25 protein-coding genes are annotated in these 25,515 nt (G+C 70.8%); 13 read left to right on the top strand and 12 right to left on the bottom strand.

Annotated features, from left to right (window positions below; all coding sequences use genetic code 11):
• Positions 1 to 184 precede the first annotated feature (184 nt).
• From ACWEFB_RS05015 to ACWEFB_RS05005, 3 genes are all read left to right on the top strand, one after another.
• A complete protein-coding gene (locus tag ACWEFB_RS05015) occupies positions 185 to 457 on the top strand; it encodes a hypothetical protein (RefSeq protein ID WP_452282345.1) in 273 nt (90 codons plus the stop codon).
• On the top strand, positions 454 to 675 hold the full coding sequence (locus tag ACWEFB_RS05010) for a hypothetical protein (protein ID WP_452282343.1): 222 nt from the start codon (positions 454 to 456) through the stop codon (positions 673 to 675). The genes ACWEFB_RS05015 and ACWEFB_RS05010 overlap by 4 nt, the downstream gene beginning before the upstream one ends.
• A gap of 323 nt (positions 676 to 998) precedes the next feature.
• Positions 999 to 1,346 carry a winged helix-turn-helix transcriptional regulator gene (locus ACWEFB_RS05005; protein WP_326556347.1) on the top strand — a complete coding sequence of 116 codons (348 nt, stop codon included), beginning with the start codon at positions 999 to 1,001 and terminating at the stop codon, positions 1,344 to 1,346.
• A gap of 8 nt (positions 1,347 to 1,354) precedes the next feature.
• On the opposite strand, the gene ACWEFB_RS05000 is transcribed toward ACWEFB_RS05005, so the two are convergent.
• Positions 1,355 to 2,287, bottom strand: a complete 933-nt coding sequence (locus ACWEFB_RS05000) for an ABC transporter ATP-binding protein (RefSeq protein WP_452282340.1) — start codon at positions 2,285 to 2,287, stop codon at positions 1,355 to 1,357.
• A gap of 334 nt (positions 2,288 to 2,621) precedes the next feature.
• Between ACWEFB_RS05000 and ACWEFB_RS04995 the strand changes: the two genes are divergently transcribed.
• Complete coding sequence (locus tag ACWEFB_RS04995; RefSeq protein WP_452282338.1) at positions 2,622 to 3,671, top strand: sugar phosphate isomerase/epimerase family protein; 1,050 nt, start codon at positions 2,622 to 2,624, stop codon at positions 3,669 to 3,671.
• 123 nt (positions 3,672 to 3,794) lie between these two features.
• Here ACWEFB_RS04995 and ACWEFB_RS04990 read toward each other — a convergent pair whose 3' ends face one another.
• Together ACWEFB_RS04990 and dnaG are read right to left on the bottom strand one after the other, a co-directional pair.
• Positions 3,795 to 4,337, bottom strand: a complete 543-nt coding sequence (locus ACWEFB_RS04990) for a hypothetical protein (RefSeq protein WP_452282336.1) — start codon at positions 4,335 to 4,337, stop codon at positions 3,795 to 3,797.
• Positions 4,338 to 6,215: a DNA primase gene (gene dnaG, locus ACWEFB_RS04985; protein WP_452282334.1), complete on the bottom strand. Its 1,878-nt coding sequence runs from the start codon at positions 6,213 to 6,215 to the stop codon at positions 4,338 to 4,340.
• Between the two features lie 155 nt (positions 6,216 to 6,370).
• On the opposite strand from dnaG, the gene ACWEFB_RS04980 reads away from it, so the two are divergent.
• Positions 6,371 to 7,261, top strand: a complete 891-nt coding sequence (locus ACWEFB_RS04980; RefSeq protein WP_452282332.1) for an NAD-dependent epimerase/dehydratase family protein — start codon at positions 6,371 to 6,373, stop codon at positions 7,259 to 7,261.
• Between the two features lie 63 nt (positions 7,262 to 7,324).
• Positions 7,325 to 8,476 carry a low temperature requirement protein A gene (locus tag ACWEFB_RS04975; protein WP_452282330.1) on the top strand — a complete coding sequence of 384 codons (1,152 nt, stop codon included), beginning with the start codon at positions 7,325 to 7,327 and terminating at the stop codon, positions 8,474 to 8,476.
• 48 nt (positions 8,477 to 8,524) lie between these two features.
• Here the strand turns inward: ACWEFB_RS04975 and ACWEFB_RS04970 are convergent, their stop codons facing one another.
• From ACWEFB_RS04970 to ACWEFB_RS04955, 4 genes are all read right to left on the bottom strand, one after another.
• The gene (locus ACWEFB_RS04970; RefSeq protein ID WP_452282328.1) at positions 8,525 to 9,364 is read right to left on the bottom strand and encodes a siderophore-interacting protein; all 840 of its coding nucleotides are present in this window, start codon (positions 9,362 to 9,364) and stop codon (positions 8,525 to 8,527) included.
• Between the two features lie 94 nt (positions 9,365 to 9,458).
• A complete protein-coding gene (locus tag ACWEFB_RS04965) occupies positions 9,459 to 10,487 on the bottom strand; it encodes an alpha/beta hydrolase (protein WP_452282326.1) in 1,029 nt (342 codons plus the stop codon).
• A gap of 58 nt (positions 10,488 to 10,545) precedes the next feature.
• On the bottom strand, positions 10,546 to 11,775 hold the full coding sequence (locus ACWEFB_RS04960; RefSeq protein ID WP_452282324.1) for a deoxyguanosinetriphosphate triphosphohydrolase: 1,230 nt from the start codon (positions 11,773 to 11,775) through the stop codon (positions 10,546 to 10,548).
• Between the two features lie 20 nt (positions 11,776 to 11,795).
• Positions 11,796 to 12,158, bottom strand: coding sequence for a VOC family protein (locus ACWEFB_RS04955; protein ID WP_452282322.1), 363 nt, complete (start codon positions 12,156 to 12,158; stop codon positions 11,796 to 11,798).
• Between the two features lie 412 nt (positions 12,159 to 12,570).
• On the opposite strand from ACWEFB_RS04955, the gene ACWEFB_RS04950 reads away from it, so the two are divergent.
• Entirely contained in the window at positions 12,571 to 13,074 is a 504-nt protein-coding gene (locus ACWEFB_RS04950) for a roadblock/LC7 domain-containing protein (protein WP_326556336.1), read from the top strand.
• 25 nt (positions 13,075 to 13,099) lie between these two features.
• Here ACWEFB_RS04950 and ppdK read toward each other — a convergent pair whose 3' ends face one another.
• Positions 13,100 to 15,847, bottom strand: a complete 2,748-nt coding sequence (gene ppdK, locus ACWEFB_RS04945) for a pyruvate, phosphate dikinase (RefSeq protein WP_452282320.1) — start codon at positions 15,845 to 15,847, stop codon at positions 13,100 to 13,102.
• A gap of 292 nt (positions 15,848 to 16,139) precedes the next feature.
• Between ppdK and ACWEFB_RS04940 the strand changes: the two genes are divergently transcribed.
• Complete coding sequence (locus ACWEFB_RS04940; RefSeq protein ID WP_452282318.1) at positions 16,140 to 17,765, top strand: beta-N-acetylhexosaminidase; 1,626 nt, start codon at positions 16,140 to 16,142, stop codon at positions 17,763 to 17,765.
• Between the two features lie 117 nt (positions 17,766 to 17,882).
• Here the strand turns inward: ACWEFB_RS04940 and dusB are convergent, their stop codons facing one another.
• On the bottom strand, positions 17,883 to 19,034 hold the full coding sequence (dusB, locus tag ACWEFB_RS04935; RefSeq protein WP_452282316.1) for a tRNA dihydrouridine synthase DusB: 1,152 nt from the start codon (positions 19,032 to 19,034) through the stop codon (positions 17,883 to 17,885).
• Between the two features lie 74 nt (positions 19,035 to 19,108).
• Between dusB and ACWEFB_RS04930 the strand changes: the two genes are divergently transcribed.
• Positions 19,109 to 19,888, top strand: coding sequence for a hypothetical protein (locus ACWEFB_RS04930; protein WP_452282314.1), 780 nt, complete (start codon positions 19,109 to 19,111; stop codon positions 19,886 to 19,888).
• Between the two features lie 46 nt (positions 19,889 to 19,934).
• Here the strand turns inward: ACWEFB_RS04930 and ACWEFB_RS04925 are convergent, their stop codons facing one another.
• From ACWEFB_RS04925 to ACWEFB_RS04915, 3 genes are all read right to left on the bottom strand, one after another.
• Complete coding sequence (locus ACWEFB_RS04925) at positions 19,935 to 21,314, bottom strand: glycine--tRNA ligase (protein ID WP_326556331.1); 1,380 nt, start codon at positions 21,312 to 21,314, stop codon at positions 19,935 to 19,937.
• 180 nt (positions 21,315 to 21,494) lie between these two features.
• Positions 21,495 to 21,971, bottom strand: a complete 477-nt coding sequence (locus ACWEFB_RS04920) for a hypothetical protein (protein ID WP_452282778.1) — start codon at positions 21,969 to 21,971, stop codon at positions 21,495 to 21,497.
• 196 nt (positions 21,972 to 22,167) lie between these two features.
• On the bottom strand, positions 22,168 to 22,509 hold the full coding sequence (locus tag ACWEFB_RS04915) for an antibiotic biosynthesis monooxygenase family protein (protein WP_326556330.1): 342 nt from the start codon (positions 22,507 to 22,509) through the stop codon (positions 22,168 to 22,170).
• Positions 22,510 to 22,536: 27 nt separating this feature from the next.
• Between ACWEFB_RS04915 and ACWEFB_RS04910 the strand changes: the two genes are divergently transcribed.
• The 4 genes from ACWEFB_RS04910 to ACWEFB_RS04895 all read left to right on the top strand — a co-directional run bounded on the left by ACWEFB_RS04910 (position 22,537) and on the right by ACWEFB_RS04895 (position 25,507).
• Positions 22,537 to 22,794: a DUF6703 family protein gene (locus ACWEFB_RS04910; protein ID WP_452282311.1), complete on the top strand. Its 258-nt coding sequence runs from the start codon at positions 22,537 to 22,539 to the stop codon at positions 22,792 to 22,794.
• Between the two features lie 66 nt (positions 22,795 to 22,860).
• Positions 22,861 to 23,808, top strand: a complete 948-nt coding sequence (locus tag ACWEFB_RS04905; RefSeq protein WP_452282309.1) for a metal ABC transporter substrate-binding protein — start codon at positions 22,861 to 22,863, stop codon at positions 23,806 to 23,808.
• 14 nt (positions 23,809 to 23,822) lie between these two features.
• Positions 23,823 to 24,605 (top strand): metal ABC transporter ATP-binding protein, encoded by a 783-nt coding sequence (locus tag ACWEFB_RS04900; protein WP_452282307.1) that lies wholly within the window; start codon positions 23,823 to 23,825, stop codon positions 24,603 to 24,605.
• Positions 24,602 to 25,507, top strand: a complete 906-nt coding sequence (locus ACWEFB_RS04895; RefSeq protein ID WP_326556326.1) for a metal ABC transporter permease — start codon at positions 24,602 to 24,604, stop codon at positions 25,505 to 25,507. The genes ACWEFB_RS04900 and ACWEFB_RS04895 overlap by 4 nt, the downstream gene beginning before the upstream one ends.
• Positions 25,508 to 25,515: the final 8 nt, after the last annotated feature.

The raw sequence follows: 25,515 nt of genomic DNA, 5'->3' as shown, positions 1-25,515 counted from the left end.
TGCGCTTCCGCCAGGTGCGCCCCAAGGACCTTCCCATAAATAAATGTGTGCGGGCAAGGTGTCTTCAGCGGAACCGTTCGGATTCGGTCGGCAAAGGACCGGGCGGGACTGCGGGGCCGCCCCGGCTTCCCACCCGCCCGCCCGGGGCGGCCCCTTCCATTCCCGACGGCGAATAGGAGACGTTATGAGTCGGCGCGGCCGGATCCGGCACGCGATGCGGCTGCACCTGCCCATGCGCCCCTCGTGGCGGTGTCGCCGCTGCGCAGGCAGGTGGCCGTGTCCACCAGCGAAGCTCGGCCTGCTCGCCGACTACGGGCGCAACCGGATCGCCCTGTGCCACTACCTCTCCGGCCAGTACGTCCGCGCCCTCGACGACCTGGCCGAGTTCAGCCCGAACGGCCCCCGCGAGGACCTCTACACCCGTTTCATGGGCTGGCCGATGACACTGGGCCGATGACGGATCCGGTCGGTTCGCGGCTGGTGAAGGTGACGGTGAACCTGACTCCGGCGGCAGCCGACGCGCTTACCGGGCTCGCCGCCGGACAGCGGTTGAGTCGTACCGATGCGTTGAACCGGGCGTTGCGGGTCGCGTACCTGATGCACGACCTGGCACCCGACGGCCATTTCCGGATCGTCAAACCGGACGGCGTCCCGGTGGACGTCTACCTCGTCTAGACCGTATGACTCGAAAAACCTTTACATCAAATTCGATGTACGCACATCAAAGATGATGTACGTCCCGACGGTGATACCACTTCCCATTCCCAACACGCCCGAACACGAAAGCAGGAATGTGGCGGAAGAAGGGAGTTGCCGGAATTGCGGAGCACCGTGACCAATGATGATCCACGCGCGCTGAGCTGTTCTCCGGGCAGGCCTGACAACAGCTCAGCGCGCGTGGATCATGCCGGGCAGCCGCACGACAGCCGCACGGCAGGGGCACGGCAGGGGCGGACGGGGTGGAGGCGGGGCGGGAAGGGCCGCGTAACCTGCGGGCTGTGACCAGTACCAGTAGTCGTAGTTATGGAGATCCGTCCGGTGTCGCCCGGAGTCTCGACGTCGTGGGTGAGCGCTGGGGACTGCTGGTGGTACGCGACCTGCTGCCCGGCCCCAAGGAGTTTCCCGCGCTCCTCGCCGGCCTGCCCGGGATCAGCCCGAACGTGCTGAGCAAGCGCCTGCGCGAGCTGGTCGAGTTCGAGGTGGTCCGCTTCCGCGACCTCGGCGCCCCCGACCGCGTACGGATCTACGAGCTGACCGACTGGGGACGCGAGCTGGAGCCCGCCCTGCGCGCCCTCGAACAGTGGGGGCAGCGCGCTCCGATGCCGCCCACCACCGAACGCTGGTAGGGCGCGTCTCAGTCGATCAGGGTGCGGCCGGTCAGGTGGAGGAAGACGTCCTCCAGGCTGCTGCGGCGTACCAGGGAGCTGGACGGGACCAGGGCGCGGTTGTGGACCTCGGTCAGTGCGGCGTCGCCGTTGTCGACGTAGAGCAGGATGCGGTCGGGTAGGACCTCGGTGCGGTCGGCGATGCCGGAGAGCTTGCCGGCGAACTCCTCCTGCGACTGGGTCGGGAAGCGCAGCTCCACCACCTCGCGGGTCGAGTAGCGCTCGATCAGGTCGCGGGGCGAGCCCTCGGCGACGATCCTGCCGCCGTCCATCACCACCAGGCGGTCGCAGAGTTGCTCGGCCTCGTCCATGTAATGGGTGGTCAGCACCAGCGTGACGCCCTGCTGCTTGAGCCGGAACAGCCGCTCCCAGACCAGGTGCCGGGCCTGCGGGTCGAGCCCGGTGGTCGGCTCGTCGAGCAGCACGATCTCGGGCTCGTTGACCAGCGCGCGGGCGATGGTGAGCCGGCGCTTCATGCCACCGGAGAGCGGCTCGACCTTGCTGTTGGCCCTCTCCGTCAACTGGACGAAGTCGAGCAGCTCGGCGGAACGCTCGCGGGCCACCTTGCGCGGGATGCCGAAGTAGCGGGCGTACGTGGTCAGGTTCTCCCGCACGGTCAGCTCGGGGTCGAGGTTGTCCGTCTGGGGGCAGACGCCGAGCCGTGCCCGGATCGCCGGGCCGTCGTGCCTCGGGTCCATGCCGAGGATGCGCAACTCGCCGTCGGTGGGCGGGGAGACGCAGCCGACCATGCGCATGGTCGAACTCTTGCCGGCGCCGTTGGGGCCGAGGAAGCCGAACGCCTCGCCGGGACGCACCTCGACGTCGATTCCATCGACGGCGGTGAAGTCACCGAACCGTTTGACCAGTCCGCGAGCTTGGATGAGAGGTTGTTCCGTGGCCACGGCGACGACCCTAGCCCGGACCTACGACACCTCCCACCGAGTTTCCGGCAGGTTACGGTTTTCGTTTTCAGGAGCGCAACTTTGTCACCTGCGGGAAGAGAGTTTCCCGTCAGATGACTCTTTCTTTTTGACCTTGATCGCGGGTACGGTCCGCAACAGGAGATCGACCCGTCCGGAATCCCGACCCTGTTGGCGCAGGGTCTCCCCCCCGGCTCTGTTGGCGCAGAGCCCTCGGCTCTGGTGGCACAGAGCCCCGGGTCGGCTCCGCACTTCGGCGAATCGGCGCACGCCAGCACCACACCTGCCCACCGAGAGCTGAAAGGGAAGCCAACACATGGCCTCACCAGACACCACCAACCCCGCCTGGAGTCGTCGCGGGTTCCTCGGGCTGTCCGCCTGCGCCGCGGCCAGCGCGATCACCGTCGCCGGCCCGTTCAGCGGGATGGCCCAGGCCGCCGACGGCGGCGCCGTACGCGACAGCCAGGGTCACCGGCTGCCCGTCGGCAAGATCGGCATCCAGCTCTACTCGATCCGCAGCGACCCGGCTCCGTTCGCCGACAAGCTGCCGAAGCTCGCCCAGCTCGGCTTCAAGGAGATCGAGTTCGCCGGGTACGGGACCAACCCGACCGACGCCGACATCCTGGCGATCCGGAAGCTGCTCGACGACAACGGTCTCAAGGCCGTCGGCTCGCACGTCGGCTTCGGCTCGTTCCAGACCGACCTGACCCGGCAGCTCGACATCGCGCAGATGCTCGGCATGAAGTTCGTCGGCACCGCGAACGCGCCGACCGGCAGCCGGTACAAGTCCGACTGGCGGGCCGCGGCCGACGCGTACAACGCCGTCGGCGGGGCCGCCAAGGCGCGCGGGCTGAAGTTCTACCAGCACAACCACGACGGGGAGTACAACTTCCTGCTCGACACCGGCCCGCTGGACGCCAACGGCAGGCCGACCCGCTCCACCGGTCAGCGCGGCTTGGAGTACTTCTTCGGCCTGACCGACCCCGAGCTGGTCTACTTCGAAATGGACATCTACTGGGCGTACCAGGCCCAGGTGCGGTTCAAGACCTACCTGGACGAGTTCGGCGCCACCCGGCGCAAGAACCTCGACCCGATCAAGACGATCGCGAAGCAGCAGGAGCGCTTCCCGCTGTTCCACGTCAAGGACGGTCTGCTCAACGCCGAGGGCACCAGCCTCTCGATGACCGAGTTCGGCGTACCGGGCGGGTACGTGCCGTTCGAGGACTTCTTCAAGAGCCTGAAGTCCCTCGACGACCACCACTACATCTGGGAGCAGGACAACGCCGGCTCGACCCCGGTCGAGCAGGGCGGCGTCTGGGGCGCCACCGAGCGCAGCGTCAACGCCATCAAGGCGACCCGCTTCTGATTCACCGCTCCATCACCGCAGGATCCGTCGGCCGGGGAGTCCCTTCCCCGGCCGGCGGTCCGCTCGGGCACGACGACTGTTCCGGCTCGGTCGGTCAGTCCGGCGCGGTCGCGGCGCGGTCGGTCAGTCCGGCAGTGCACCCGGGTCGCCGGTGTCGCGGGCCGCCGCCACCAGGGAGCCGGTCTGCTCCACCACGGCCTCGTCGTCAATCGGCGTACCGGGGTCGTAGCGGACCGTCCACCGCAGGCCGTCGACCCCGCTGACCCGCCGGGCCACCACCCGTACCGCACCGCCCGCCGGCAGCTTGTAGTGCGCGGTGTACGAGACCGAGCTGGTCACCCGCGCGCGCACCTGGTGCGGCACGTCGCCCGGTTCCAACAGCAGGTACGTCTCCACCGGCAGGTCGGACACCACCAGGTAACCGCCGTCCCGCTCCGCCACCACCTCGGCCGGGGTGATCGCGAGTTCGCGCCCGGACCAGACCGCCTTGTTGATGTCGTGCCAGCCCAGGCGGTGCGCCCGACCGGGCAGCCAGAGCCCCCGGTTGCTGACCACCACGACCCCGTCGCCGTTGGCCGTCTCCGCCCAGGAGAGCATCCGCTCGTCCCGCTCCAGCGGTGGACGACGGTCCGCCGCCAGCTTCGGCTTCCGGTTGAACAGTCCCACTCAGAAACCTCCCGCAGCCTGCTCGCGCAACGCCCGCGCGTGCTGCTCCAACGAGAGCAGCTCACCGAAGAGCGCGAAGTACTCGTCCTTGTTGGCCACCGGATTGATCCGCTGCACCTTCGACTTCAGGTCCCGGATCCGGGTGGTGACCGCCCCCCACTCCAGCCGGGCCATGGTGATCGACACGTACCGAGGATCCGGGTCACCGTCGATCCGCAGCGGCTCCACCGCCAACTCGCCGACCAGGGCGCGTCCGCCGAGATCGGTGCAGGCGTCGCGTACCCGTTCGATCCAGACCGCGCCGCTGGCCGCGCTCGCCGCGCCGCCGGCCTCCGTGATCGCCTCGCGGACCCCGTGGTGCATCGGGTGCAGGTAGACCTCCGGGCCGAGCGCGTCGAACATCGGACCGGCCAGCACCGGCTCCTGCAACGCCAGCTTCAGCGCCTCCCGCTCCACCATCACCTGCGGGTTGTCCACCGCCGGAGGGGCGGGGGCTGCGGGGCGGGACGGGGCGGTCGCCGTACCGCCGGGGGTGGGCTTGGTGGGCGCGGACGCCGCGTTGAGCACGGCCCGCTGCACCGGCTCGATCTCCATCCCGAGGTCACCGGCGAGCTTGCGGACGTACTCCGGGCGCTTCTCCCGGTCCTTGAGCTTGGCGACCAGCGGGGCGGCCTGCCGCATCGCCTCCACCCGACCGTCGACGGTGTCCAGGTCGAACCGGTTGAGCACGTGCCGCAGGGCGAAGTCGACCAGCGGCTCCCGGCGGGCGATCAGGTCGCGTACGGCCATGTCGCCCTTTGCCAGGCGCAGGTCGCACGGGTCCATGCTGTCCGGGCTGACCGCGATGAAGGTACGCCCGACGAACCGCTGGTCGTCCTCGAACGCCCGCAGCGCCGCCTTCTGCCCGGCGGCGTCCCCGTCGAAGGTGAAGATGATCTCGCCGGCCACCGCGTCGGTGTCCAGCAACAGCCGCCGCAGTACGCCGATGTGGTCCGCGCCGAAGGCCGTCCCGCAGGTCGCCACCGCCGTCGGTACGCCCGCCAGGTGACAGGCCATCACGTCGGTGTAGCCCTCAACGATCACCGCCCGCCCCTGCTTGGCGATCTCCCGCTTGGCCTGGTCGATGCCGTAGAGCACGTGCGACTTCTTGTAGATCGGCGTCTCGGGGGTGTTCAGGTACTTCGGGCCGTCGTCGTCGTCGAACAGCTTGCGCGCACCGAAGCCGATCACGTCCCCGGTCAGCTCCCTGATCGGCCAGAGCAGCCGGCGCCGGAACCGGTCGATCAGCGAACCGGACCGGGCCTCCCGGGCCAGCCCGGCGGTGATCAGCTCCTGCGGGCTGAAACCCCGCTGCCGCAGGTGCTTGGTGAGCAGGTCCCAGCCGTCGGGGGCGAACCCGCAGCCGTAGCGTTCGGCTGCGGCCCGGTCGAAACCGCGCTGGGCCAGGAACTCACGGGCCGGACGGGCCCCGGCGGCGCCGAGCTGACCGGCGTAGAACTCGACCGCGGCGGCGTGCGCGGCGACCAGCCGCTGCTTCTGGCCCTGCTGCTGGCGTACGGGCGCCGGCCCGGCCTCCATGTACCGCAACTGGATGCCGGCCCGGCCGGCGAGCCGCTCGACCGACTCCAGGAACGACAGGTGCTCGGCGTCCATCAGGAACTTGATCGCGTCGCCACCGGCGCCGCAGCCGTGGCAGAAGTAGACGTTCCGCGCGGGTGAGACGGTGAACGAGGGGGTCTTCTCGTCGTGGAACGGGCACAACCCCTTGAGGTTGCCGCCGCCGGCCGACTTCAGGGTGACCGTCTCGGAGATCACGTCGGCGATCGAGGTGCGCTCACGGACCAGCGTGATGTCCTCGTCCCTGATCCGCCCCGCCATGCGCCACCCCCTCCGGCGTACATCCTGCCCTGCCGCACCGATCCGACCCGCTCCGGGTGGCACCGCCGACGCTCCCCGGCCGCCACCTCGGGGCCGGAAGGCCGAATCACTCGGACCGCCCATAACCGGATCAATGCCATGGCATCGTCACTACCATGCGCATTCTGCTCACCGGCGCGACCGGATACATCGGTTCCGCCGTACTGCCCGGTCTGCTGCTCGACGGACACGAGGTCACCGCGATCGCCCGCAGCGACGACGCGGTCGCCACCATCACCGCCACCGGAGCCACCGCGCTCAGCGGCGACGTCACCGACAGCGACCTGCTCAGCCAGGCCGCACGCGAGGCCGACGGCGTGATCCACGTGGTCACACCGGGCGGGCAGATCACCGACGCGCTGGACAACGCCGTGGTGACCGGGGTCCTGGCCGGGATCGAGGGCAGCGGAAAGCCGTACATCCACAGCTCCGGGATCTGGGTCCACGGCAACACCCACGGGGTGGCCGATGAGAACGCGCCCCTCGACCCGCCGGCACTCACCGCCTGGCGGCCGAAGATCATCGAACGGATGCGGGCCGCCAGGGGCATCCGCAACATCATCATCTCCCCCGCCGTCGTCTACGGGCACGGCTCCGGGCTGGTACGGATGATCGTCGACGGGCCGCAGACCTCGGACCCCGAACCGGCCCTGCTCTTCCCCGGCACCGGCGACCAGCACTGGACCAGCATCTACATCGACGACGTGGCCACCTTCTACTCCGCCGCCCTGATGCGGGCCCCCGCCGGGTCGTACTACATCGTGGCCAGCGGCCAGAACCCGACCATGCGCGAGATCGCCACCGCCGCCAGCCGGTCCCGAGGGCTCGGCGGCCGGATCGCCCCCGAACCCCCGGAGGACAGCCGCAGTCGGCTCGGCCCGATCGCCGAGGCGTTCTGCCTGGACCAGCAGGCCAGCGGCGCCAAGGCCCGCGAACTCGGCTGGAAGCCGATCGGACCGTCCCTGCTCGACGAGATCGAAACCGGCTCGTACGCCCGCCGGATCTGACCGGGCGCAGACGCGGTGAGCTGGTGGAATCCGGCCAACATTCGCCGACGTGGCATCGGGTGGGTGCGGCTCGGGCTGCGTGAGTCCGAACTCCCCCTCGACCAGGACGAACGGCACGCCACCTGGTTGGAACTCTTCTTCGACCTGGTCTTCGTGCTCGCCCTGGCCACGGTGCAGAACCGGCTGGACGTGCCGACCCCGCACCTCGGCGACCTCGCCGCCACCCTCGGCCTCTTCGCGGTGGTCTGGCTGGCCTGGATCGGGCAGGCGTTCTACGACACCCGGTTCGACCCAGACGATCTCATCCACCGGCTCGCCGTACTCGTCGGCATGGTCGGCGCCGGGGCGATGGCGGTCGGCGCCGCCAGCGCCCCGCACACCCTGCTGCTCCCGATCGGCTACATCGTCGTACGGGTCATGCTGATCGTGCTCTACCTGCGCGTACGCAACAGCACCCCGCTCGCCCACCGGCTCACCACCGTGTACCTGATCGGCTTCGGTGCCGGCGTACTGGTCTGGGTCGTCTCGCTGGCGGTACCCGAGCGCATCCGACCGCTGCTGTGGGCGATCGCGCTCATGATCGAGTTCCTCACCCCGTGGCTGGGCCGGTCCCGGGTGACCCGGATCCCGGTGGACACCTCGCACCTACCCGAACGGATTGGCCAGTTCACCATCATCCTGCTCGGCACCACCCTGACCGACCTGCGGGACGCGATCGCCCCCCGGCCCGAGGTCGACGTGGTCATCGCCGCCGCCGTCGCGCTGGTCATCCCGGCGGCGGTGTGGTGGGTCTACACCACCTTCGTCACCACCGGGCTGGCCCTGCCCCGGCTGAGCGCGGGACTGGCCTACTCGTACGTGCACTCCTTCCTCGGTGCCGCGCTGCTGCTGCTCGGCTGGGGACTCGGGGAGGTCGTCGGGCAGATCAGCGTGCACGCCGACGCGGCACCGGACCGCCTGCGGCTACTGCTGGCGGTGGCCCTGATCGTCTGGATGCTCTGCGGGCTCTGCCTGCAGTGGGTGTCGCTGGGCTACCTACCGCACCGCCGGGCGATCATCGGAGTGTGCGGCATCGCCCCGATCGTTGTCATCACGACCGTGGTGACCGACCCGTTCACCCTGCTCTGCCTGCTCGCCGTCGTCCTGGTCGCCTACGCCATCGTGGTCAGCCGGCACATCGCCCACCTCGGCAACGCCCGCGCCGCCACCACCTGACCCGGCAGCCGGTCGGGCAGGACGGCGCCGGCCACGGGACGGCGCCGGTCAGGCGAGTTCGAGGGCTTCCTGCTCCTCGATCCGGCGGTTCCACTCGGGCTTGACCGCGCGCCAGCCCTCGTCGTCGGCGCCGAGGCGCCAGTAGCCGGAGATGGAGAGCCGGTCCCGGCTCAGGCCGCGCTCGACCCGGAGCAGGTGCCGCAGTTCCTTGACGAAAGCGGCCTCGCCGTGGACGAAGGCGTGCGGCGTACCCGGGGGAAGTTCCGCCTCCCGGACGGCGGCGACCAGGGCCTCGCCGACGGTCCCGGCGCCCCGGTGCAGCCAGACGATGTCGGCGGGCGACTCAACGGTCAGCTTCTGTTCCTCCTCGGGGCCGGCGACCTCCAGGAAGACCCGGACGGTGGCGTCCAGCGGCAGCCGCTCCAGGGTGGCGGCGATGGCCGGCAGGGCGCTCTCGTCACCGACCAGGAGGTGCCAGTCGGCGTCCGGGTCCGGGGCGTAGCCGCCGCCGGGGCCGACGAACATGACCGGGTCGCCGGGGCGGGCGCCGACCGCCCACGGTCCGGCCAACCCCTCGTCGCCGTGGTAGACGAAGTCGATGGTCAGCTCCAGCGCCACCGGGTCGTAGGCCCGGACGGTATACGCCCGCAGCCTCGGCCACTGGTCCGCCGGCAGGTCGCGGCGGACCGCCTCCAGGTCGAACGGCACCGGATAGTCGACGTCCGGCCGGAGAAAGAGCAGCTTGACGTAGTGGTCGGTGCACCGGCCGATGTCGAGTCCGGCCAGCTCCGGACCGCCGAGCACGACCCGGATCATGTGCGGGGTGAGTTGCTCGGTGCGGCTCACGGTAGCGTTGGTGACCTGGGCACGCGCTTTACGGTCCGTCATGAGGTTAGGTTAGCCTAACTTCCTGGGGGGCGCCGGACGGATTCCCGACCGAGGCGCACATCACGCCCGACGCCTCCCGACCGGACGGCCCGGCTCAGCGGGCCAGGCGGTGGGCCAGCCAGGACAGGGCCAGCGGATAGCGGTAGTCGATCCCCCCGTGACCCGCCTCGAAGAGTTCGAACCGCACCCGGTCGTCCGGCACCCCGATCCGGGTCAACTCGGCCCGGAACGCCTCGGTGCCGAGGTCGAGGAACCACTCGTCTCGGGTGCCGGCGTCGAGCCAGACCGCCCGCAGCGAACCGACCGCGTCCCGGTAGCGCTCGACCATCCGGACCGGATCCCAGTCCAGCCAGCGCTGCCACACCTCCGGCCGCAACACCCCCGTACGCGGGTCGAACGGCAGTTCCGGCGTGCCGTCCGGGCCGGCGGAGAAGCACGCCGTGCAGCCGAGGACCATCAGCAGCGTCTGGTCACCCGGCTTGGTGAACGAGGGCCGGGACCGGAAGTCCTCCCACCACCGGAAGATGTCCTGGTCGTACTCGCGCAGGTAGCGGACCGCCTGACCGAACTCCGGCAGGTAACACAACTCGTAGAGGGTGTCACCGGCGTGGCTCGCCAGCGCCCCGAACAGGTCCGGCCGGAGCATCGGCGTGATCAGCGCACCGAAGCCGCCGGACGACTTGCCCGAGATGGCCCGCGACTCCCGGTCGTCGATGGTCCGGTACCGCGCGTCCACCCACGGCACCACCTCGTCACAGAGGTACGAGTGGTACGCCCCGGTGCCGGGCGAGTCGACGAACTGCGAACCGCCGTACGTGGTCCAGGCATCGACGTACACCACCACGCAGCCGGGTGCCTCGCCGGAGGCGAACACCTGGTCGGCGGTCTCGACGAACGGCTGCCGGTACGGCGTCCGGTTCGCCCACATCGACAGGTGCCCGGTGTAGCCCTGGATCACGTACACGGTGGGGTAACGCACCTGCGGGTCGTCGTCGTAACCCGGTGGCACGTACACCCAGATCGGCCGCTCGTGCGGGTCACCGAGCGGGTTGCCGCGCAGCAGTTCGGAGGAGATGACGTGACGGTCGAGCCGGCCGGCCAGCTCGTGGTCCCAGGGCAGCATGCCACCGAGTCAACCACGCCGGAGTGGGTTCGGATCACCCCTCGCGGGAGGGGCCGGGTCAGCCGGCGGCGAGGCGGTGGTGCCAGGCGATCGCCGCCGGATCGGTCAGCGAGGCGACCTGGTCGATCACCACGCGCAGCCGCGCCGCGTCGGTGCCGGCGGCCCGCCACAGTGGAGCGAAGACCGGGTCGAGCGCGTCCGGCGCGCGCAGGGTCAGGGCGTGCACCAGTTCGGTGATCACCTCACGCTGGCGGGCGTACCACCGGTCGGCGCCGGGTCGGCGCATCACGTACCGCAGCGCCATGCCCTTGAGCAGCGCGCACTGGGCCCTGACCGGACGGGGGACCACGAGGTCGGCGGCGTACCGGCGCAACGGGCCGGGTCCGTACGCGGCCCGGGTGGCGTCGACCGCGGTGGAGACGAACCGTCCGGTCAGGGCGCTGGTCGTCTGCTTCAGCGCGACCTGGGCCCGGTGGCTGCCGTCGTAACCGGCCAGCGGTGCCAGCACCGGGTCGGCGAGCAACTCGACCAGCACCACGCCGAGGTCCTCGGCGGACTCCCCGGAGTAGTTGGCGGCCACGTCGGCGCAGAGGGCGGCCCGCTCCTGCACGTCGTCGAGCAGGTCCGGCAGCCGCAGGTAGCCCCGGTAGACGCCGTCCTCCACGTCGTGCACCGAGTAGGCCACGTCGTCGGCCCAGTCCATCACCTGCGCCTCCAGGCAGACCGCCTGCTCCGGGGCACCCCGACGCAGCCAGGCGAAGACCTCGGCGTCGTCGGCGTACACACCGAACTTGCGCTGGCCGGGCCGGCGCGGCCAGGGGTACTTCCCGGCCGCGTCGAGCGAGGCGCGGGTCAGGTTGAGGCCGGCGGAGGCGCCGTCGGGCCGCAGCACCTTGGCCTCCAACCGGGACAGTACGCGCAGCGTCTGCGCGTTGCCCTCGAAGCCGCCGCAGGACTGGGACAGTCCGTCGAGCACCGCCTCGCCGTGGTGGCCGAACGGCGGGTGCCCGAGGTCGTGCGCCAACCCGGCAACGTCGACCACGTCCGGGTCGGCGCCGAGGCGCTGGCCCATCTCCCGGCCGATCTGCGCCACCTCCAGCGAGTGGGTCAGCCGGGTACGCAGGAAGTCGTCGGTGCCCGCGGTGTGCACCTGGGTCTTGGCCGCCAACCGGCGGAAGGCGGCCGAGTGCAGCACCCGGGCCCGGTCGCGCTGGTACGGCCCGCGCCCGTGCCCGGTGTCCTTGGGTGCCTCGGCGACCAGGCGCTCGGCGTCGCCGTCGTGGTTCACCCGTTCACCCTGTCACCCGTTCACGGCGCGGTCGACGGCGCCTGCAGCACGCAGAACTCGTTCCCCTCCGGATCGGCCAGCACGGTCCACCGGTCGGTCCGCCGCTGCCCGACGTCGACGTGCCGGGCACCCATGTTGACCAGGCGCTCCACCTCTGCCTCCTGATCGGTCGGGCGCAGGTCGATGTGGAGCCGGTTCTTCGTCGTCTTGCCCTCGGGTACGGGCACGAAGATGAGGCCGGGAAGTTCGTCGGTGGACCGCCGGATCTCCACCTCGTCGGGCTTCTCGTAGGTGATCCGGTAGCCGAGTGCCTCGGCCCACCAGCGCGCGAGCCGCGCCGGGTCCTGGGCGTCGACCACCAGGTTCTCCCAGAGACTGCCCATGGCAGCGACCTCCGTTGTGATCAGGCGACGAAACTTGGGTGACGCCCAGGTTACGCCCGCCCGTTCGGGTCGGCGCACCGCCGAGCGGACCGCACTGAACGCAGTCGATTGGTGATCAGCCGCAACCACCGATCAGTCCAGAGTTGCTGTCCAATTGCCGACCGTCACGGGATGACATCGACCAATGGCCAGGTGTAGCGTGCCGTAAACAGAAGGTCACCAGCCGGCGGCGACACCGGCCCCGGGCCCAGTGCGGCCGACCGGTCCACTGTCCCACCCGCGACCATCCGCGTTGCCGACCGGCGTCGACCCGACGGGGCACGCCCAGGTGCTGCCCACCCGCGCCACCGATATCGCCCGGACATGCCGGCCGTCCGGAACCCTCAGCAGGACAGTTAAAGGAGACTTTCCCGTGGATGCTGACGCCGCCATCCGGGCCGAGCTGTACCGGCTGCGCCGCCGGCTACCCGATCTGTCGGGCGCGGTGCTCGGCGGAGTGGACGGACTCATGGTCGCGTACGACCTGACCGCCGGTGACCCGCACCACCTCGCCGCACTCTCCGCCGCGACCCTCGGCATCGGGCACCGCTTCGCCCAGTCGGCCGGTCACGGCGCCCTGCACGAGTCGGTCGTACGCAGCGCCGGTGGCTGCGTCATCACCTACCCGGCCGGTGCGTACGGGCTGCTGACCCTGGTGACCTATCCGGACAGCAACGTGGAACGGATCCACCCCGAGGCACGGGCGACCGCACAGCGGCTCGGCACGATGGTCGACTCCCTGCGGCACGCGGCGGCGATGGCCAACGGCCCGAGCCCCGACCCCACCGCCCCGCTCGCCGTACGCACACCGATGGCCACCCTGCCCGCCGACCTCTGGGCCGAGACGGGCGGACTGCGCCCACCGGGGCTGCACTGACGCGCAGTCCCCGGTGGACGGTGACTCAGCGGCTGTCCGAACCGGCGGTCTCGATCGCGGCCCGACCCGCCTCCAGCCGGGCGACCGGGACCCGGAACGGCGAGCAGGAGACGTAGTCCAGCCCGACCTCGTGGAAGAAGTGCACCGACTCCGGATCGCCCCCGTGCTCACCGCAGACGCCGATTTTGAGTCCGGGGCGGGCGGCCCTGCCCTCCTCGGTGGCGATCCGGACCAGCCGACCCACCCCGTCCCGGTCGATCGACTCGAACGGGGAGATGCCGAAGATGCCCAGCTCCAGGTAACGCCAGAAGAAGGCCCCCTCGACGTCGTCGCGGGAAAAGCCCCAGCCCATCTGGGTCAGGTCGTTGGTGCCGAAGGAGAAGAACTCGGCCGCCTCGGCGATCTGTCCGGCGGTCAGCGCCGCTCGGGGCACCTCGATCATGGTGCCGACCAGCACCTTCACCCCGCTGTCCCCGACCACCTCGGTGATGATCTTTTCGGCCTCGGCGCGTACGGTCTCCAGTTCCTGGACCGCGCCGACCAGCGGGACCATGATCTCCGGCTCGGCCACCAGTCCCTCGCGGGCGCACGCCACCGCGGCCTCCACGATCGCCCGTACCTGCATCGCGAACAGGCCGGGGATGACCAGGCCGAGACGGACACCACGCAGCCCGAGCATCGGGTTCTGCTCGTGCATCCGGCGTACCGCCGACAGGAGCGCCTCCTGCTTGGCCACGTCCTGACCACGTTCCTGGGCGACCGCCACGTTCACCGCCAACTCCTCCAGCGGGGGCAGGAACTCGTGCAGCGGCGGGTCGATCAGGCGTACGGTCACCGGCTGCCCGTCCATCTCGCGGAAGATCTCCACGAAGTCGGCCCGTTGCAGCGGCAGCAGCGCGGCCAGCGCCTCCTGCCGTTCGGTCTCGGTCCGGGCCAGGATCAGCCGCTCGACCAGCTCCCGCCGGTCACCGAGGAACATGTGCTCGGTCCGGCACAGGCCGATCCCCTCGGCCCCGAACCGCCGGGCCCGAGCCGCGTCCTCCCCGGTGTCGGCGTTCGTCCGTACCCGCAGGACCCGCCGCTGGTCGGCGTGGGTCATGATCCGGTGTACGGCCTGCACCAGCGGATCGTCCGACTCGGCCGGCTCGAGGCTGCCCTCGAAGTAGCGCACCACCTCGGACGGCGAGACCGGCACCTCGCCGAGGTAGACCCGACCGGTGGTGCCGTCGATCGAGACGACGTCGCCCTCCTTCACCACCTGCCCGTGCGCGGTGAACCGCTTCTCGCGTACGTTCACCTCCAGGGCGTCGGCGCCGCAGACGCAGGTCTTGCCCATCCCCCGGGCGACCACCGCGGCGTGGCTGGTCTTGCCACCGCGCGAGGTGAGGATGCCCTGGGCGGCGATCATGCCGGGCAGGTCGTCCGGGCTGGTCTCCCGGCGGACCAGGATGACCGACTCACCCTCGCCGGCAAGCTCCACCGCGCGGGCGGCGTCGAAGACCACCTTCCCGACCGCCGCACCCGGTGAGGCCCCGATACCGTCGGCCAGCGGGGCGATGTCGTGCTCCAGCCGGAACCTCGGGAACATGAGCTGGGCGAGCTGGGCGCCGTTGACCCGGTGCAGCGCCTCGTCCAGGTCGATCAGTCCCTCGTCGACGAGCTGCCCGGCGATCACGAACGCCGCCGCCGCGGTCCGCTTGCCCACCCGGGTCTGGAGCATCCAGAGCTTGCCGCGCTCGATGGTGAACTCGATGTCGCACAGGTCCCGGTAGTGCTCCTCCAGCCGGGCCATGATGCCGAGCAGTTCCCCGTACGACCGGGGGTCGAGCTTTTCGAGTTGTTGCAGCGGGACGGTGCTGCGGATGCCGGCGACCACGTCCTCGCCCTGGGCGTTGGCCAGGTAGTCGCCGTAGATCCCCTGGGCTCCGCTGGCCGGGTCGCGGGTGAACGCGACCCCGGTGCCGGAGTCGGGGCCGAGGTTGCCGAAGACCATCGCGACCACGTTGACCGCGGTGCCGAGGTCGGTCGGGATCCGCTCCTGCCGTCGGTAGAGCACCGCCCGGTCGGCGTTCCACGAGCCGAAGACGGCGAAGATGGCCAGATCGAGCTGCTCGCGCGGGGTCTGCGGAAAGTCCCGCCCGGTGTGCTTACGGAAGATCGTCTTGTACGTGTCGACCAGCGCCCGCAGGTCGGCCGCGTCGAGATCGAGGTCGTTCGTGGTGTCCCTGGCCCGCTTGGCCTCGTCCAGGGCGTGTTCGAACTCCTCGCCCGGCACCTCGCAGACGGTCTTGCCGAACATCTGGATCAGGCGCCGGTACGAGTCCCAGGCGAACCGGTCGTTGCCACCGGACTGGATGGCGAGCCCGGCCACGCTGTTGTCGTTGAGCCCGACGTTGAGGACGGTCTCCATCATCCCCGGCATGGAGAACTTCGCCCCGGACCGGACCGACACCAGCAGCGGGTCCGCCGGGTCGCCGAGCCGCTTGCCCATCGCCCGCTCCAGTGCGGTCAGGTGCGCGGTGATCTGCTCGGCGAGTTCGCCGGGTGCGGTTCCGGTGGCCAGGTACGCCTGGCAGGCCTCGGTGGTGATGGTGAATCCGGGTGGCACCGGCAGGCCGAGGTTGGTCATCTCGGCCAGGTTGGCGCCCTTGCCGCCGAGCAGATCCTTGAGATCCATGTTGCCCTCGGCGAAGTTGTAGACGAACTTGCGCCTTTCGCTCGGTGCGCTGTCTCTCGGTGCGCTGTCCCTCGCTGCGGTTTCGCTCGATGCCACCAGAAGCCTCCCACGTACGACGCTGAACGAAGGTTTAGTTGGTCTGTTACCCCGACGGAGGAAGTCCGTACCGGGGAGAACCAATGGCCATTGGTCCGCGAAGGTTAAGCCAGCCTAAGGCGACCCGTCAGCATTGGGTGACAATAGGCACAGGCGTCGTCCCTGTCCGTGTTCGCACCGGTTTATGGGAGCGTTTCCACGCGCACGAGCACGCATCCGAGCAGCGCTAACCTTGGTGGGCACACCCGTACGGCGTCCACCCCCGGTCTGGCCGCGAGGAAGCTGACTGACGATGAGCAGTGCACCCCTGGAGCAGTCCCGCACGCACCCGCCCGTACCCCGCCCCCGCACCGGCGCCCCGGCGCTCGACGGCGTCGGGAGTCGGCTGACCGAGGTGATCCCCGCTCCGGTGAGCGCACGGCCCACCCCAGGGGTGCGTTACCTGCTCACCGCCGGGACGACGATCCGGACCAGCGACGACCCGGCCGCGCTCGCCGTCGGGGAGCACCTCGCCGACCTGCTCCGCCCGGCCACCGGCCACCCGCTACCGGTCACCCCGCTCGCCGCCGACGACACTCCCCCGGCCGACACCGTCACCCTGCTCCTCGAAGCGGACACCGAACCGGCACCGGCCACGGAACCGGACGGCGGGTACCGGCTCGACGTGACCGCCGAGGGTGTCGTGATCCGGGCGGCGACCGCGACCGGCCTCTTCTACGGCGTACAGACCCTGCGGCAGTTGCTGCCGGCGGAGATCGAGAGCACCACCGTCGCGCCCGGCCCGTGGGAGGTACCCAGCGGGCAGATCGTCGACGCACCCCGGTTCGCCTACCGGGGCGCGATGCTCGACGTCTCCCGGCACTTCTTCGAGGTGCCCGACGTGCTCCGCTTCGTCGACCAGCTCGCCCGCTACAAGCTCAACCACCTGCACCTGCACCTCACCGACGACCAGGGGTGGCGGATCGCCATCGCCTCCTGGCCCCGGCTGGCCGAGATCGGCGGCGCCACCGAGGTCGGCGGCGGGACCGGCGGCTACTACACCCAGGCCGACTACCGGACCATCGTCGAGTACGCCGCCGCCCGCCGGATCACCGTCGTACCCGAGATCGACCTGCCCGGCCACACCAACGCCGCGCTCAGCGCGTACGGAGAACTCGCGCCGGATGGGGTCGCACCGGCGCCGTACACCGGCACCGAGGTCGGGTTCAGCTCGGTGGCCGTGGCGAGCGAGCGGACGTACGACTTCGTCGACGACGTACTCGGCGAGCTGGCCGCCCTCACCCCAGGCCCGTACCTGCACATCGGGGGCGACGAGGCGTTCAAGCTCGACGCGGCCGATTACGGCACCGTGATGAACCGGGTGCAGCGGATCGTCGCCGCCAAGAGCAAGACGGTGGTCGGCTGGCACCAGCTCGCGCCGGCCGAGCACGTACCGGGCCGGGTGCTCCAGTACTGGGGCACCACCACCAGCGACGAGAACGTGGCCTCGGCGGTACGCCAGGGCGCACGGGTGATCATGTCGCCGGGCAACCGCACCTACCTGGACATGAAGTACACCGCCGCGACCACGCTCGGGCAGGACTGGGCCGGGCTGATCGACGTACGAACCGCGTACGACTGGGATCCGGGGACCTACCTCGACGGGGTGCCGGCGGAGTCCGTACTCGGCGTCGAAGCACCACTGTGGACGGAAACCATCCGTACGGTCGCCGAGATCGAGTTCATGACGTACCCCCGCCTGGTAGCAGTAGCCGAACTAGCCTGGTCACCCGCGACCACCCGCGACTGGGACGGCTTCCGCCTCCGCCTGGCCACCCACTCCCCCCGCTGGACCCGAGCCGGAATCACCTTCCACCCCTCCCCCGAAATCCCCTGGCCCCCCGTCCCCACCCCCACCCCCACCCCACGCACGGCGTAAAGCCGCCGATCTTGCACTTGTGGCTGCTCACAAACCTGACCTAGCCCCCCAATTCAGGCACCACAACTGCAAGATCGTCGCGTGGGTTGGGGAGGGACGGGGGCGGGGTCAGGCCCGTCAGCCGCCGGAGTTGTCCATCTCGGCGTCGGCTGGGACTAGGTCGCTGTCGCGGTCGGTTAGCCAGCCGTCGGGGAGGTGGACCTTGCCGGGCGCGTTGGTCCGGCCGCGCGGCTGGCCGAGGGTGCCGATCGGGAACGGCTCGGCCGGGTCGAGCTTGCCGAGCAGGTCGTCCAGTTCGGCCAGGCTGTTGATCATCGCCATTGCCCGGCGCAGTTCACCGCCGACCGGGAAGCCCTTGAGGTACCAGGCCACGTGCTTGCGGAAGTCGGTGCAACCGTCCCGCTCGCTGCCCAACCACTCAGCCAGCAACTCGGCGTGCCGGCGCATCGTCGCGGCCACCTGACCGAGGTCGGGCAGCCGCCGCTCGGACCGCCCCTCGAACGCCGCCGCCAGGTCGGCGAAGAGCCACGGCCGGCCCAGGCAGCCCCGGCCGACCACCACCCCGTCCACCCCGGTCAAGGCCACCATCCGGAGCGCGTCGTCCGCCTCCCAGATGTCGCCGTTACCCAACACCGGTACGTCCAGCGCCTGCTTCAGGGTGGCGATCGCGTCCCAGTCCGCGCTGCCCGAGTAGCGCTGTTCGGCCGTACGCGCGTGCAGCGCCACCGCCGCCACCCCGGCCTCCTGTGCGGCGAGACCGGCCTCGACGTACGTCAGGTGGTTGTCGTCGATGCCCTTGCGCATCTTCACCGTGACCGGCACCCCGGCCGGTGCCGCCGCCTCGACCGCGGCCCGGACCAGCCGGGCGAAGAGCCGGCGCCGCCACGGCAACGCCGCGCCGCCGCCCTTGCGGGTGACCTTCGGCACCGGGCAGCCGAAGTTGAGGTCGATGTGGTCGGCCAGGTCCTCCTCGACCACCATCCGGACGGCCGCCGCGGTGGTCTCCGGGTCCACGCCGTAGAGCTGGAGGCTGCGTGGGCGCTCGTCACCGCCGAAGGCGATCATGCGCATGGTGCGCGGGTTCCGCTCCACCAGCGCCCGGGTGGTGACCATCTCGCAGACGTACAGCCCGCCGCCCTGTTCCCGGCAGAGCTGACGAAAGGCGACATTGGTGATGCCGGCCATCGGCGCGAGCACCACCGGTGGCCACACCTGGTGCCCGCCGAGGGCCAGCGATCCCGGCACGGCCGGGGCGGCGGTCGACGTCATCCTCCGAGCATCCCACCTCGGACCGCACGGCCGGTAACGACCCCTGCTTGCCAACCTGGCATATATTGATCGCCGTGTTTACCTTCGCCGCGCTCCTGTTCGGCCTGGGACTCTGCCTGCTCGTCGTCAGCGGGATCGCCGTCCTGCTCCGCTGGGGCGAGGCCCGCCAGCGGCGGATCCTGGAACGGACCCCGCTGGTGCCGTTCGCGGACTGGCGTCCCGGCCGGCAGCGTCTGGCCGCCGCCGGCATGGTCACCGCCGGACCGGCCGGGCTGGTGGTCTCCCCGGTGACCGGGACCACCTGCGCCTGGTACGCCGTCGACCTGGTCCGCGACCCGTCCCGCCGGTACGACGACAGCGCGACGAGCGTCGACCACCTCTGGGCGCAGGAGGCACCCGGCCCACCCGCCCTCCAGGACCACACCGGGCAACTGCTCCTCGACCCTCGACTGCTGCGCCGGCAGTCGACCGACGGGGACCCGCCGATCACCACCACGACGGTCCGGCGCTACCGCCGCGACGACGAGAACCTGGTACCGGCGATCGTGCCCCGGGACACGTTCGTCGGCACCAGGAAGCACGAGACCCTGGTGCTGACCGAACTGGTCGTGCCCGCCGGCCGGCTGGTCTACGCGGTCGGCAGCGCCCGGACCGACGGCGGCTACACCGTGCTCGCCGCGTCCCGGCGCGGACCGGTGACGGTCCTCACCACCGACACCGGGGAGCAGGTGCACCACCGCCGGATCACCGCGATGGCCGACTCCCGGAGCATGGCCCGGGCGTTCAGCCTCACCGGCCTGGCCGTGATCCTGGTGGCGGGCCTGCTCATGTGGCTGGTCTGGCCCGACGCCTGACCGGCCCGGAGGCCGAGCTGGCCCGGCAGCTACCCGAACCGGCGGGTCAGCAGCCGGGGAGGCGCTCGATCAGGTAGTTCTCCACCTGGTCGAGGGAGACGCGCTCCTGGAGCATGGTGTCCCGGTTCCGTACGGTGACCGCGTTGTCGTTCAGGGTGTCGAAGTCGACCGTGACGCAGAACGGGGTGCCGATCTCGTCCTGGCGGCGGTAACGCCGACCGATCGCCTGCGAGTCGTCGAACTCGACCACCCAGCGCTTGCGCAGCGCCGTACTGAGGTCGCGGGCCTTCGGGGACAGCTCCGGGTTGCGCGACAGCGGCAGGACGGCGACCTTGACCGGGGACAGCCGGGGGTCGAACCGCAGCACGGTCCGCTTGTCCACCCCGCCCTTGGTGTTCGGCGCCTCGTCCTCGTCGTACGCCTCCAGCAGGAACGCCAGCACCGCGCGGGTCAGGCCGGCGGCCGGCTCGATCACGTACGGCATCCAGCGCTCGCCCTTCTCCTGGTCGAAGTAGGAGAGGTCGACCCCGGAGTGCTTGCTGTGCGTGGTGAGGTCGAAGTCGGTCCGGTTGGCGATGCCCTCCAGTTCGGAAAACTCGGTCCCGCCGAACATGAACTTGTACTCGATGTCCACGGTGCGCTTCGAGTAGTGCGAGAGCTTCTCCTGCGGGTGCTCGAACATCCGCAGGTTCGACTCGCTGAGCCCGAGGTCGAGGTACCAGTTCCAGCGCTCGCGCAGCCAGTATTCGTGCCACTGCTCGTCCGAGCCCGGCTCGACGAAGAACTCCATCTCCATCTGCTCGAACTCGCGCGTACGGAAGATGAAGTTGCCCGGCGTGATCTCGTTGCGGAACGACTTGCCGACCTGGGCGATGCCGAACGGCGGCTTCTTGCGCGCCGAGGTCATCACGTTGGCGAAGTTGACGAAGATCCCCTGCGCCGTCTCCGGCCGCAGGTAGTGCAGGCCCTCGTCGCTCTCCACCGGGCCGAGGTAGGTCTTCATCAGCCCGTTGAACATCCGGGGCTCGGTGAAGGTGCCCTTGTTGCCGCAGTTCGCGCAGTTCAGCTCGGCCAGCGAGGCCGGCGGACGGCCGTTGCGGGCCTCGAACGCCTCCTCCAGGTGGTCCGCCCGGTACCGCTTGTGGCAGGACTGGCACTCGGTCAGCGGGTCGACGAACGCCTCCAGGTGCCCGGAGGCGGCCCAGACGTCCCGGGCGAGGATGACGGCCGAGTCGAGACCGACCACGTCGTCACGCTGCTGCACCATGTTGCGCCACCACTGGCGGCGGACGTTCTCCTTCAGCTCGACGCCGAGCGGGCCGTAGTCCCAGGCCGACCGGGTGCCTCCGTAGATCTCGCTGGAGGGGAAGACGAAGCCTCGACGCTTGGCGAGACTGACCACGGCATCGATACGGTCGGCCGGCATTGGTTCTCCTCCTACGCCGACTGGCGGTCGGCGGGGACGTGTTCGGGGACGGGACGGGCAGGGCGGAACCCGGCAGACGTCGCCGGAGGTCCAAGCCCAGCAGGTTACTCCGCCGGCCGGCACCACCGCCGACTCCCCCACTGGCCGGTGCCGGCCGCCCCGTCAGGTGATGCTGCCCCGTCAGGTGATGCCGCAGATCTCCAGCGCACCGGTCCGGCCGTCCTGCGCCAACCGCACCTGCAGGTCGTCGCGTCCACCACCGGCGTACGTCACCCCGACCGGGACGATCAGGTCGCTGACCACCGTCACCTCGCCGATCCGGAAGGAGTCGATCTCCGGCTCCTCGGAGACCCGCTCCTCGAACTCCCGGGGCGACTCCCGGCGCTGGGCGGCGTCACAGAGGAAGTCGTACGCCTTGTTGTACTCCTCGTTGCTGACCGCCTCGAAGTAGTCACCGGCAACCGCGCGGGCCTGCTCGTTGATCGCCTCGGTGCCGGCGACGGTCAGGCCGACCACGGCCGCCACCCCGCCACCGCAGCAGAGCAGGACGGCGAGGCCGGCGACCCCGAGCCCGATCCACATCCGCATGGTCCGACCCTCGGTCGGCGGGGCGGCGAACGGGGGCGTCACGCCCGGCCCCGGCGGCGGTGCGGGCACGCCGTACGGCCCCGGTCCGACCGGCGCCGGGTACGCGGCCGGCGCACCCTCCGGTCCGGGTGTCACCGGGTACGGCATCGGCGGGCCGGCCGGCCCCGGAAAGGTCATGGACGCAAGGGTAGTGCCCTCGGCATCGTCGGCTCCGACCGCAACCGCATCGGTGCCGACCGTGAACCCATCGACCCCGACCCCGACCTCACCGGCTCGGGTCGGTGGCCCGGTCACTGACGGCGACCTCGACCTGGCCGCCCGGTTCGGCGGTGGCGAGGGCCTCGAACGCCGACGGCTCGTCCAGCGACTCGGCGAGCAGCGGGGTGGCGTAGATCTTGACGTCGAACGCGCCGAGCGCCCGCCGGTAGGTGCCCACCGACTCCCACTCGGTGACCAGCGACCACTGCCGGGGGTCCTCCAGCGCGCGGACGAGCTGCCCGCGCTGGTAGCCGGGTCGGGCGGCCAGCGCCGCCAGCGCGGCATGGGCCCGTTCCGTGAAGGACTCGGCGTTGTCCTCGTCGACCACGAACCGGTTCGTCACCAGCACCCGGTGCCTCCTCGTAGAGTCTGTGCCATGCAGCGTACGCAGAGCGTCTTGCTGGCCCGTCTCGCCCGGGTGAACCCGACCGCCGTGTTCCTCGCCACGGTCGCCGTGGCGCTGGTGGGACTCTTCGCACCGGGGATCGTCGGCGGGGCGGTGCTGCTGGCGCTCGCCGCCGGCCTGGCCGCCCTGATGCGGGTCACCTGGCCGGTGCAGGCGCCGGTCACCCGGACCATCCGCCTGGTGATGTTGACCCTGCTGGTGGCGATCGCCCTGGTGAAGATCCTGTAGTTGCCTTCCTTACATGCACTCATGCGTTTTTGACAATCATTGTCGCCTGCGCGGACAGTGGGTGACATGGTGATCCGCTCGGCTCCGCGTACCCTGGCCGCCGCGGCCGGCGCCCTGCTCCTGCTGGGCGGCCTCGCCGCCTGCGGGCAGGACGCCGTCGGGGGCGATGCCGGGGGCCGGGTCGAGGTCGTCGCCGCCTTCTACCCCCTCCAGTACGTCGCCGAGCGGGTCGGCGGAGACGCCGTACGGGTCACCAACCTGGCCAAGCCGGGTGCCGAACCGCACGACCTGGAGCTGAACCCGGGCCAGGTCGGCCAGGTCAGCGAGGCGGACGTGATCGTCTTCCTGAAGGGCTTCCAGCCGGCCGTCGACGACGCGGTGGAGCAGGTCGGGGGCGACCGTGCCTTCGACGTCGCCGGGGTGGAGCCGCTGCGCGACGCCGCCGAGGGTGGCCACGAGCACGAGGAGGGCGGCGGCGCCGGTGGGCGGTCCGAGGTCAAGGACCCGCACGTCTGGCTCGACCCGACCCGGCTCGCCACCATCGCCGACCGGCTCGCCGAACGGCTCGCCACAACCGACCCGGACCGGGCCGCCGACTACACCGCGCGGGCACAGGCGCTGCGTACGGAGCTGACCGCGCTGGACCAGGAGTACACCCAGGGCCTGCGCACCTGCCAGCGCCGGGAACTCGTGACCGCGCACACCGCCTTCGGCTACCTCGCCGCCCGCTACCAGCTCGAACAGGTCGGCATCTCCGGGGTCACCCCGGAGGACGAGCCGTCGCCGAAGCGGCTGGCCGAGGTCGCCGACGAGGCCAGGGAACACGGCGCCACCACGATCTTCTTCGAGACCCTGGTCAGCCCGAAGGTCGCCGAGACCATCGCCCGGGAGGTCGGGGCGAAGACCGCCGTCCTTGATCCAATCGAGGGACTGCCGGCGGGCGGGAACGCGGACTACCTTTCGGTGATGCGTACCAACCTCGGCGCCCTCAAGACCGCCCTGAACTGCCCATGAGCGAGCATCAACGGGTGAACGGGGAACAGCGCGGGCAGTCCCGGACGGTGATCACCGTCGACCGGGCCATCGTCGCGTACGACGAACGCCCCATCCTGCGCGGCGTCTCGCTGGAGGTGACCGCCGGTGAGGTGGTCGCCGTACTCGGCGCCAACGGGTCCGGCAAGTCGACCCTGATCCGGGCCGTACTCGGGCTGGTCCCGCTGAGCCGGGGGTCGGTCGAGCTGTTCGGCACCCCGCTGCGGCGGTTCCGGCAGTGGGCCCGACTCGGATACGTACCGCAGCGGCTCGGGGCGGGCGGCGGCGTACCGGCGACGGTGGCCGAGGTGGTCGGGTCCGGCCGGCTGGCCCGGCGCGGATTCCTGCGCCCGCCCGGCGCGGCCGACCGTACGGCGGTGGCCAGCGCCCTGCGCGCGGTCGGCCTCGCCGACCGGGCCGACGACCCGGTCGCCACCCTCTCCGGCGGCCAGCAGCAGCGGACCCTGATCGCCCGCGCCCTGGCCGGGCAGCCGGAGCTGCTGATCCTGGACGAGCCGACCGCCGGTGTCGACGCCGCCAGCCAGGAGGCGTTCGCCGGTGCGCTGCGTAACTTCGTCGACGACGGCGGGACGGTGCTGCTCGTCGCCCACGAACTCGGCCCCCTCGCACCGCTGATCAGCCGGGCGGTGGTCGTCGGACAGGGAGAGATCGTGCACAACGGCGCGGTGCCGGAGCCGGCGGGTCATCACGCCGGTGCCGGGCACGACCACGTCCACCCGCACGGTCCGGAGGAACTACCGGGGTTGTGCATCAAATGAGCCTCTTCCAGTACGAATTCATGCTCCGCGCGCTGGCCGGGGCACTGGTCATCGGGCTGGCCGCCCCGGCGCTCGGCATCTACCTGGTGCAGCGCCGGATGTCGCTGATCGGTGACGGGGTCGGGCACGTCGCCCTCACCGGGGTCGGGGTGGGCCTGCTCCTGAACACCTCCCCGGTGCTCACCGCCGTGATCGTCTCGGCGGTCGGGGCGGTCGCCATCGAGCTGGTACGGGAACGGGGCCGGACCTCCGGGGACCTGGCGCTCGCGCTGCTGTTCTACGGCGGGATCGCCGGTGGGGTGATGCTGGTCGGTCTCTCCGACAACCGGAGCAACGCGAACCTGATGTCGTACCTGTTCGGCGCGCTGACCACGACGGCGCCCCGCGATCTGGTGGTGATCGTGGTGGTCGCGGCCGTGGTGCTGGTCACCATGATCGGCCTGCGTCCGGTGCTGTTCGCGATCTCACACGACGAGGAGTACGCCCGGGTGTCCGGGGTCCCGGTACGCGCCCTGAACCTCCTGCTCGCCGCGACCACGGCGGTGACCGTGACGATCGCCATGCGGACCGTCGGGCTGCTGCTGATCAGCGCCCTGATGGTGATCCCGGTCGCCACCGCCCAGCAGTTCACCAGGGGTTTCCGGAGCACCATGACGGCGGCGATGACGCTCGGCCTGGTCGCCGCCGCGGTCGGGGTGTGGCTGGCCGGGACCGCCGACACCGCACCGGGGGCGACCATCGTGGTGGTCTCGATCGCCGGTTTCCTGCTGATCGCCGCCGGTGGTGCCGGCTGGCGGGCGGTCCGTCGGCGGGTGGTGCCGGTCGCGGCGGGCATTCCGCCGGTCGAGACGCCCGAATCGGTGCTGGAGCACGCGGCCCCGTTGGTCGGACCGGGACGATAGTGGTTACC

The sequence above is a fragment of the Micromonospora sp. NPDC004704 genome, assembly GCF_053601675.1.
The sequence above is the reverse complement of the archived record's forward strand: the minus strand, read 5'-3'. Positions and strand labels throughout refer to the sequence as shown.

Bases quoted from the DNA above. Each gene is read 5' to 3' on its own strand.
- ACWEFB_RS05015 (WP_452282345.1), top strand. From the start codon at position 185: ATGAGTCGGCGCGGCCGGATCCGGCACGCGATGCGGCTGCACCTGCCC.
- ACWEFB_RS05010 (WP_452282343.1), top strand. From the start codon at position 454: ATGACGGATCCGGTCGGTTCGCGGCTGGTGAAGGTGACGGTGAACCTG.
- ACWEFB_RS04995 (WP_452282338.1), top strand. From the start codon at position 2,622: ATGGCCTCACCAGACACCACCAACCCCGCCTGGAGTCGTCGCGGGTTC.
- dnaG (WP_452282334.1), bottom strand. From the start codon at position 6,215: ATGGCGGGGCGGATCAGGGACGAGGACATCACGCTGGTCCGTGAGCGC.
- ACWEFB_RS04980 (WP_452282332.1), top strand. From the start codon at position 6,371: ATGCGCATTCTGCTCACCGGCGCGACCGGATACATCGGTTCCGCCGTA.
- ACWEFB_RS04970 (WP_452282328.1), bottom strand. From the start codon at position 9,364: ATGACGGACCGTAAAGCGCGTGCCCAGGTCACCAACGCTACCGTGAGC.
- ACWEFB_RS04965 (WP_452282326.1), bottom strand. From the start codon at position 10,487: ATGCTGCCCTGGGACCACGAGCTGGCCGGCCGGCTCGACCGTCACGTC.
- ACWEFB_RS04955 (WP_452282322.1), bottom strand. From the start codon at position 12,158: ATGGGCAGTCTCTGGGAGAACCTGGTGGTCGACGCCCAGGACCCGGCG.
- ACWEFB_RS04940 (WP_452282318.1), top strand. From the start codon at position 16,140: ATGAGCAGTGCACCCCTGGAGCAGTCCCGCACGCACCCGCCCGTACCC.
- dusB (WP_452282316.1), bottom strand. From the start codon at position 19,034: ATGACGTCGACCGCCGCCCCGGCCGTGCCGGGATCGCTGGCCCTCGGC.
- ACWEFB_RS04925 (WP_326556331.1), bottom strand. From the start codon at position 21,314: ATGCCGGCCGACCGTATCGATGCCGTGGTCAGTCTCGCCAAGCGTCGA.
- ACWEFB_RS04910 (WP_452282311.1), top strand. From the start codon at position 22,537: ATGCAGCGTACGCAGAGCGTCTTGCTGGCCCGTCTCGCCCGGGTGAAC.
- ACWEFB_RS04905 (WP_452282309.1), top strand. From the start codon at position 22,861: ATGGTGATCCGCTCGGCTCCGCGTACCCTGGCCGCCGCGGCCGGCGCC.
- ACWEFB_RS04895 (WP_326556326.1), top strand. From the start codon at position 24,602: ATGAGCCTCTTCCAGTACGAATTCATGCTCCGCGCGCTGGCCGGGGCA.